General features: G+C 38.6%; 6 protein-coding genes and 1 pseudogene. 5 read left to right on the top strand and 2 right to left on the bottom strand.

Annotation, left to right across the window (positions count from 1 at the left end; genetic code table 11):
- Positions 1-734: pseudogene (locus CH361_RS18530) on the top strand (glucans biosynthesis glucosyltransferase MdoH); the annotation flags it as partial.
- On the opposite strand, the gene CH361_RS18525 reads toward CH361_RS18530, so the two are convergent.
- Entirely contained in the window at positions 673-1,638 is a 966-nt protein-coding gene (locus CH361_RS18525) for a YheT family hydrolase (protein ID WP_100792311.1), read from the bottom strand. The pseudogene CH361_RS18530 and the gene CH361_RS18525 overlap by 62 nt on opposite strands.
- Before the next feature lie 113 nt (positions 1,639-1,751).
- On the opposite strand from CH361_RS18525, the gene CH361_RS18520 reads away from it, so the two are divergent.
- Positions 1,752-2,198: a hypothetical protein gene (locus tag CH361_RS18520; protein WP_100792310.1), complete on the top strand. Its 447-nt coding sequence runs from the start codon at positions 1,752-1,754 to the stop codon at positions 2,196-2,198.
- A 26-nt stretch (positions 2,199-2,224) separates the two neighbouring features.
- On the opposite strand, the gene CH361_RS18515 is transcribed toward CH361_RS18520, so the two are convergent.
- Complete coding sequence (locus CH361_RS18515) at positions 2,225-2,830, bottom strand: helix-turn-helix domain-containing protein (RefSeq protein WP_100792309.1); 606 nt, start codon at positions 2,828-2,830, stop codon at positions 2,225-2,227.
- 749 nt (positions 2,831-3,579) lie between these two features.
- On the opposite strand from CH361_RS18515, the gene CH361_RS18495 reads away from it, so the two are divergent.
- From CH361_RS18495 to CH361_RS18480, 3 genes are all read left to right on the top strand, one after another.
- Positions 3,580-4,311 (top strand): ParA family protein, encoded by a 732-nt coding sequence (locus CH361_RS18495; RefSeq protein ID WP_100792318.1) that lies wholly within the window; start codon positions 3,580-3,582, stop codon positions 4,309-4,311.
- A 25-nt stretch (positions 4,312-4,336) separates the two neighbouring features.
- On the top strand, positions 4,337-5,215 hold the full coding sequence (locus CH361_RS18490; RefSeq protein WP_100792305.1) for a ParB/RepB/Spo0J family partition protein: 879 nt from the start codon (positions 4,337-4,339) through the stop codon (positions 5,213-5,215).
- A gap of 572 nt (positions 5,216-5,787) precedes the next feature.
- Positions 5,788-6,405: a helix-turn-helix domain-containing protein gene (locus CH361_RS18480; RefSeq protein ID WP_100792317.1), complete on the top strand. Its 618-nt coding sequence runs from the start codon at positions 5,788-5,790 to the stop codon at positions 6,403-6,405.
- Positions 6,406-6,439 lie beyond the last annotated feature (34 nt).

Genomic DNA, 6,439 nt, shown 5'->3' with positions numbered 1-6,439 from the left:
TTCTTTTGGAAACAGTATTTTCCATTCTGATCGCTCCTATCTACATGATTTATCATAGTATCTTTGTTTTTTCTGTACTGTTTAACAAAAGAATCACTTGGGGGCCACAAAATAGAGACGCAGGTTCGGGATATCATATCAGCTATATCCTCTCCTCTTTTTTTGGTGTGACTATTTTAGGATTTGTTTCTGCTTATATTAGTTACTCGCATTCCACAATGTTATTCCTATTAACAATGCCCATCTGGATTGGATGGATTCTTGCAATCCCGCTTGTTTTGTTTACCGGTAAGGAACAAAAAGTTCTCGGCAAAATTTTAGATTCTTCTTTCTGGAATCCGAATCTTTCTTTGATCCATCGTTTGGAAGAGGAACTGCGGACACACAAAAATAGTTATTTAGAAGGTAGGGAATTTTTCTTTGCTTTAATCCATCCGGTATTTCGCAATGAACACAAACAACTGCAAGGGAACAAACAGTATCAATCCAAACTTTCCAAATCAACAGAAGAGGATTTAGAAACCTTATTACACCAAGGACCAAAGGTTTTGGAAAGAAAATCTCTTTTAAAAATTTTATCGAACAGAGAACTACTCGATTCGTTTTACCAAAAATTCTGGACTTCCAAAAAAGAAACCTGGGCGAGTGAATGGAAAACCGTTTGGAAAGAAATCAACCCATCTTTTTTTCCATCAATCTCCAATAGTAAGAAGAACGATTCAAGTCCTCAATAAAACCGCAGTGTCCCCCCTTTGATTCAATCACTACTTCCAAATAGGAAGAAGCGGGGATCTCTGTAAATTCTTTCCAAGGAATGACAGGATCATCCATAGAAGTTAGAATGGTTGTGGGGATACGAATTGATTTAAAAAACAACTCATTCAATTTATATGAATCAAAGTATTCATCTACAGAAGAAAAATGAGAAAACTCTTTTACCATTTTTTCTGTTAAGTGCATCACAGATTGGTAATCATCTAAATCATGAAAAGAATACAAATGCGGAAAGAGATTTGCTTTTTTTACCAAAGATGATTTCCAAGAATTTAAAAAGTATTTCCGTAGGAAAGGATGTTCATCCATTTTCACAGTTGCCCTTTTCGGATCCAGAGCTGGACTAAATGCAAAACAATGTTTTAAACCAGAAATCTGGTCCCCTACTTTTGCAAGGGAATGTCTAGCCGCCATCCTGAGTACAAAGTTTCCGCCAAGTGAAAACCCAGCCAAATAAACGGGAGTTTTCGATCCAAAAAAACCCACAAGTTCCTTCACCGCCTCATAAGTTTCCACAAGCAAACTACCGTTAAAGATTCCTTCATTCAAATGATGAGTATCGCCATGGTCTCTTAGATTCAGTCGATATACAGAAAAACCTTTTTGTAGAAAATGCCTCGTAGTTCGTACGATATAACTAGAATGGATGCTGCCTTCCCAACCATGAACCAAAACCACAAGACCTTTCGGATTTGGCACATTATGAATTTTTGCAAGTAAGGTAGTACCGTCTTTAGCTTTGACCGATTTCCATTCACCAGCGATCGAACGACCATATCTCTTGTCTGCCTTTGATTTAAAGGAAGCCATAAAGGACTGGACCATAGCTCCAGAGAGGATAGGGATTGGTTTAAAAAGACTCATAGCAGTTCACCCAATTTCAAAGGGGTCGAGAATAGTTTCAATAAATTATCCAAGTTGGGCCAAGGGACCTGGGTTTCCATTGACAAAGCCCCAATCCAGGTCAAAATTCGAATATGAAATACTTATTTCTTCCTATTCTTTTTATCCTCATCACCTGCCAAAGTTATATGCCTTGGAAATCAGAATGGAAAACAATTAATGGAACCGAAATATTCTTTGCCGCTGTTACGGCTAAAGCAAGCCCACAAGCCATTGAGTCCGGAAGTTTAGCCATGAGACGGAGTACTTGTGTCAATGCAACCAACCTCCTCTCCACATCTCCAAAACTAACAACAATCCTATTAGAACAAGAATCAATCCAACTCGATGAAGTAGAAACAAAAGACCTTGGAAGATTGATTGCCACTCACAAAATCAAACCAAAACAAGATTCTTGTCAATCAGAAGGGAGTAGTTACTTCTTCGCCAGTCCTGCCTGGGAAAGTTGCCAATGTCTCTACGCCATCGAATACCCAGGAGGAAGAAAACAATTCCAACAAGATATAACTCAAGTTAAATGAATAATCGCGACAAAAACAAACACATTTCAGCTTGGGTTTGATTTAAATCGTTCCCAATAGGAAAGTTGCAAACCAGTCAAAACTTCAGGCCCCCCAAGGGGAGCAAGGCTCACTCTGGTGGTTAAAGAAAGCCTCTCCTCACTCCAAGCCAAAAACGCAAGCCACTCATCTCTCTCATTTTTAGATCCAGCATTCTGATTGGTTCGGATGTAATTTTGTATATTAGTATCTAATTGGTATTTAGAAGAAGGCTTCGTATCCACAACCAATTCAGACTTGGATCGAAAGCCGGAAGAGGGTCTTTCTTTCAAGGGAAGCGGATGCCTTTGTTTTGGATTTAAATCCAATTCAGATCCCTTTTGAGAATTAGGAAGTAATGGTTTTAAAAATCGTTTTCTTCCATCAAACCCAGTTTGTTTCAAAAGTCCCTTTTTTTTCAACTGCGAAACCAATCGAGAGATGGTATCACGTTTCAATCGTAATACCATTCCGAGGTATTCATTCGAAGCAAAACATCCGCCCTTAGCATCCAAAGAAACGATCTCTGCATACAACTTAGTTTGGTTCGGAGTGAGCCCTAGATCCTCCATCCATTGCGCAACCCAAACACCAGTTCTCTTTAATTCACTCATAACTTCCCCTTGGTCCAACAAAAACCTCCGGTCACCAAGATTCTGTTCTTGGTTTTGTAACAGCGACCAAAACAAACCTTCGGCGCCGTTGCATTAAAATCGGGAAGTCCTTTCGAACGTCCCTTGGTTTGGAATTCTTTTTGAATTCCAGGTGATGTATATTAGCGGCATTTAAGTGGAAGACCGCTTTTTGAACGAGAGACACCTCCCCCATTCAAAACTCTAGAGACATCCGATTCCATTTTTTGTCAACAACTAATGAGACATAATTCCAACAGACCAAAGCCACGAGTTTCGCAATTGAAACAGAAACCGAAAGGAAGGTCTTATTTCGAAAAAGGAGGAGGGGAGTTTCAATGAGTGAACTAGAGAGAGGAGGAAAGTCTCTCTGAACTGCTTCCACACAATCCAGAGAGTTTACATCACCCGGTTAAAGGGGTTAAGATCAACTTACAAGTTTCTAACAAATAGTACAAGAATTTTTTATCCCAAGTTCCAATAAAAAATAAGGGCGCATCGAATCCCACCCAAACAACCATTTTTTTCAAAACCGACCAGGCTCTTCGCTCCAATCTTTCGCAAATGCGAAAGGATTTCCGCTGCGATCCTTTGCGTTTATATCCCAACAAAACAAAACTTTTAAACCTTAACCCTGGCCTTAGAAAGTACGCCGGCGTACTTTCTAAAAAACATTTCATTTTATGAATTTTCGTTGCAGCAAAAAGTACCAAAACCAGACTTATTTTGCAATGAAAATCATAACAGTTGCCAATATCAAAGGCGGAACCTCCAAATCCACAACTGCCATCCACCTGGCCTTAGCACTTTCCAAAAAAGGATCTACCCTGGCAATCGATATGGATCCCCAGGCAGATCTTTCTGATTTCTTTTTCCCAGAAGAACCAGTAGAGTTTTTCGATTCAGGAAATACCCTTTCCGTACTAAATGCAGAAACAACACTCGCCGAATCCGTAAAAACTTCCAACAATATTGACGTATTACCTTCTATCATCGAACTCTCTGACTTAAGTTACTTAGCATCTAAAGATTTTTCCATGATCCCAAGGCTAAAAAACATTCTTCTTAAGGCAAAATATGATTACGTGATCATAGATACTCCCGGCTCCGGCTCTTCCGAAAACATTGCATCTTACCTACCCGCTTCAGTGATCCTCGTCCCAGTCACTCCCTCAAAATGGGCGGTTCGAACCGTAGCTCAGGTTCTCAAAAAAGTAGATGAAGCAGAAAGGTTTGATGAACAATCCAAAAAAAAATCAGTAATGATCCTCCCCTCTCAATGGGGAACCTCGCAAAAACAAATGGATCTTCTAGAAAAATTAAATACTATCAAAACCTTAAAAATTTTAGAACCGATCCCAAAAAACGAAAGTATTCGGGACCGAACAGAGACAGGAAAACCTCTTCAAGAAGGAAGTGCCCCTTGGAAAGCTTTCGAAATCTTAGCGGAGAAATTAAAATAAAGTACGCCGGCGTACCTTACACATTATGAAAACTAAAACGAGTTACAACCCAGCAGACATCCTTTCAAGAGCAAGCGCCAGAACCACATCCCTAAACCCATTTCTAAAAGAAGAGGGAACCGTCATTCACAATGCCATTGAAATCCCAATTGATCAAATTCTAACAGAAAACAATCCTAGAAAAACTTTTAACGAAACCACCATCAGGGAACTCGCCGAATCAATTTCTCAATACGGACTTTTACAACCAATCGTTGTCAGAAAAAAAGCCGGCAAATACGAATTAATTAATGGAGAAAGAAGATTTCGAGCCCATAGATTTCTCAAAAGAAAAACCATCCTTGCCATTGTTAAAAATGTAGAACAAATCGACATTTCCAAACTACCAGAAATCAAACTTGTGGAGAATTTACAAAGAGAAGATTTATCGGAATCCGATTTGGCTCTTTCATTACAGGAACTAAAAGGAAGACACAAAGAAACAAACGAACAACTAGCAAAAAGAATCAACAAATCCGCCCAGTGGGTTAAAACCAAAATTGCCCATGCAGAAATTCTCAAAGAAACTGCTACAAACCAATCTACTGACAAAAACCATCCGATCTTTCAAATACCAACGAGTTTATTTACTGAAATTGCTCCCCTAGATGTAACCAATAGAAAAAAGGCCATTGACTACCTCATCAAAGGTTTAGAAAAAAAAGGGGACTTCCCTTCTAGAAATGATTTACGAGAATATGTTCGTCCTTTAAAACCAATCAAAACAAAACAGGCCAAACCAAAACTAGGGAATTTGGAACTAAAAGATTTAAAAAACAAACTTCTAAAAATCAAAGAAAAAATTTCTTTGTTACAGAATGAAAAAACCATATTAGAAGAAGCCATTCGTAAATATAAAAAATAACACAGCAAATAGAACCTTTTTAGGAACTAAAAAAGAAATCTAAAAAATATCTTTTTTTTATGAATCAAACAAGAAAAAACTTGTACTCTTTTTGACCATAGGCTAAACTGTTTTTAATCCTTAACCGGGTTGAACAATCAGTGCCCTGGGAAGTGTGGTAGCGACCCGGGGCCATTTCCCCTCTTTCGAATCAAAAGCCGAACCAACCAAAGTCCTCTCCTTCCCGAAACCTCCAACCGACTGGTAATGAGACCTCGGTCGAATTATGTCTCATTTTTCGATTGACATTTTTCCCATTCCTGTACATATAGGGAACGTTCGGGTCACACAACCGAACACGGCTCTACCACTATGCCGTTATTGTTCAAACCGGAATTTCTAAAAAAGTTCCGAAGGGACGTTCGTTAAGAACTTCCAAATTTCTTTTCTCTAGATTGACCGAAGGTTTGTATCATTCAAAACAAACTTTGAATCTTTAGAGTAGGGGAGTTATGCACAAAAAAAGTGCATTGGCAAAAAATATCCAAACGCTCGTAGCCGGAGATGTGTTCGCTTGGATGAAGGAACCTAAAATGAAAACAAATCGAACAGGAATTTGGATTCCCGTTTGGATTGAGAACCTAAATCTTTCTCATAGCCAAACTAAATTGTATGCAGAAATTGTCTCCCTGCACGAGAAGGGTGGATGTTTTGCGTCTAACCGATATTTTGGCGAAGTTTTGGGCCTTAAAATGGATACGATCTCCAGACTCATTACTTCGTTAAAAAAATTAGGACTTCTAGAACAAACCGGCTTTGATGGTAGAAGACGTTTTTTAAAACCAATTTTCTCGGTATCATCCCCTAAAGAATTGCCGAGCAACGAAACAGCCTTGGAAAAAAATCCAATACAAACCAAAAAAGGGAACGTATTCAAAATCCAATCTGCTACCTTACAAAAATCCAATGCTGGTTTGGACAAAAATGAGGTTGCCTATAGTAGTACAATAAAGGTACAAAACACTGTACAAAAGAAAAATTCTTGGGAAGAATTTAAAATTTGGAGCGAGAAGACACTCTCAAAAACCACATACTTTCAAATTGCCCAGTTCCCTTCACCGGAATCTTTACAAGGTAGTCTACGTTTGATTTGGAAACAGTGGTTAGAATCAAAATCATTACTTCCTCTGGGAACGGTTCCCTTATGTTAAATTTTTATTAAGTGAGTCTTATCTTGGCAGATTT

This window comes from Leptospira brenneri (assembly GCF_002812125.1).
GTDB classification, from domain to species: Bacteria; Spirochaetota; Leptospiria; order Leptospirales; family Leptospiraceae; genus Leptospira_A; species Leptospira_A brenneri.
This window is presented reverse-complemented; position numbering and strand designations above follow the sequence as displayed.